At 69.1% G+C, this 1632-nt stretch carries 2 protein-coding genes and 1 pseudogene; all 3 read right to left on the reverse strand.

The window, feature by feature from the left end:
• The coding region (gene ispE, locus KUTG_RS22550) for a 4-(cytidine 5'-diphospho)-2-C-methyl-D-erythritol kinase (RefSeq protein WP_043719342.1) at positions 1–529 on the reverse strand (529 nt) is incomplete at its 3' end.
• Between the two features lie 31 nt (positions 530–560).
• Positions 561–1370 carry a MetQ/NlpA family ABC transporter substrate-binding protein gene (locus KUTG_RS22555; protein ID WP_043719343.1) on the reverse strand — a complete coding sequence of 270 codons (810 nt, stop codon included), beginning with the start codon at positions 1368–1370 and terminating at the stop codon, positions 561–563.
• 21 nt (positions 1371–1391) lie between these two features.
• A pseudogene (locus tag KUTG_RS63835) lies at positions 1392–1632 on the reverse strand (metal ABC transporter permease); the annotation flags it as partial.

Below are 1632 nucleotides of genomic sequence, written 5' to 3' on the forward strand. Positions count from 1 at the left end.
CCCAATGATAGGTGTGCCGGGACAGCACGGGCACGAGCTGCTCGCCCCGCCCGGTGCCCAGGGCGACGCCGCCCTGGAGCACGAAGGGCACGTCGCTGCCGACCTCGGCGGCGACGGTGGACAGCTCGTCCCGGCCCATCTCCAGTCGCCACAGGTGGGCCAGGGCGATCAGCGTGGCGGCGGCGTCGGCGCTGCCGCCGGCCATGCCGCCGGCCACCGGGATGCCCTTGTTGATGGTGATCCGCAGCTTGGGCTCGTCCGGGTCCCGGCCGACGTGCGCGGCCAGCGCCCGCACGGCCTTCCAGACCAGGTTGGACGCGTCGGTGGGCACGTCCTCGGCGCCCTCGCCCCGCACCTCGAGCCCGGACTCGTCGGAGACGGCCACGGTGACCTCATCGGTCAGCGACAACGACTGGAACAGCGTCGTCAGGTCGTGGTAGCCGTCGGCACGAAGGTCACCCACGGAGAGATGCAGGTTGACCTTCGCCGGGGCCCGGACGGTCACTGGTGTCGGTACGACGGCTAGCACCCGTCCAGCCTACGGGCTGTTGCTGTGCTGGCTAGAACGCCGGCAGGACCGAACCGTGGAACGTCTGCTCGATGTAGTCCTTGACCTGCGGGGAGTTGAGCAGCTCGGCCAACTCCTTGACGCGCTTGTCACCTGCGAGTTCGGGTCGCGTGACAAGACCGTTCGCGTTCGGGTTGCCCTGGGCCTTCTCGATCAGCACCGTGGTCTTCGTGTCCAGGCCGGCCGACAGCGCGTAGTTGCCGTTGACGATCGAGGCGTCGGTGTCCTCAAGGCTGCGCGGCAGCTGGGCCGCCTCCAGCTCGACGAACTGAAGATGCTTCGGATTGTCGGCCACGTCGCGCGGCGTCGCGGTCGTCTCGGTGCCGGGCTTGAGCTTGAGCAGGCCGTTGTCGGCCAGCAGCTTGAGCGCCCGCGCCTCGTTGCTGGTGTCGTTGGGCACACCGATCTTGGCGCCGTCATGCAGGTCGGCCGGTTTGTGCGCCTTCTTCGAGTACAGCCCGAGCGGCTCCAGGTGCACGGCCGTCACCCAGGACAGCTGCACGCCGTGGCTCTGCTCGAAGTCGGCGAGGTAGGGCTGGTGCTGGAAGTAGTTGGCGTCCAGCGACTTGTCGACCAGCGAGGTGTTCGGCGTGACGTAGTCGGTGAACTCCTTGACCTGAATCTTGAGGCCCTTGGCCGGCGCCAGCTTGTCGGCGACGAACTGCAGGATCTGGCCGTGCGGAGTCGGGCTGACGCCGACGATCAGCGGGGCGTTCGGGTCGGCGGCCGCGCCGCCGCCCGTCCCGCAGGCGGCAGCGGTGGCCGTCACGAGGGCAGCAAGGAGCGCAACACGGAGCTTCATGGGACTGTGGTTCCTCGAATGTCAGGCAGTGACGCGGCGACGGCGGTCGATCAACCGCGAGGACACGTCGAACAGCAGTTGGATGAGCATGGCGAGGGCGCCCAGCACGAGCACCGTGGCCCAGAGGACCCGATCGTCGTAGCGCTGGTAGCCGTAGCGGATGGCGAGGTCGCCCAAGCCTTCGCCGCCGACGACCCCGGCCATGGCGGAGAAGCCGACGAGGGTGACGGCGGTGACGCCGACCGCGGAAACCAGCGCCGGG

This window comes from Kutzneria sp. 744 (assembly GCF_000568255.1).
Lineage (GTDB): Bacteria > Actinomycetota > Actinomycetes > Mycobacteriales > Pseudonocardiaceae > Kutzneria.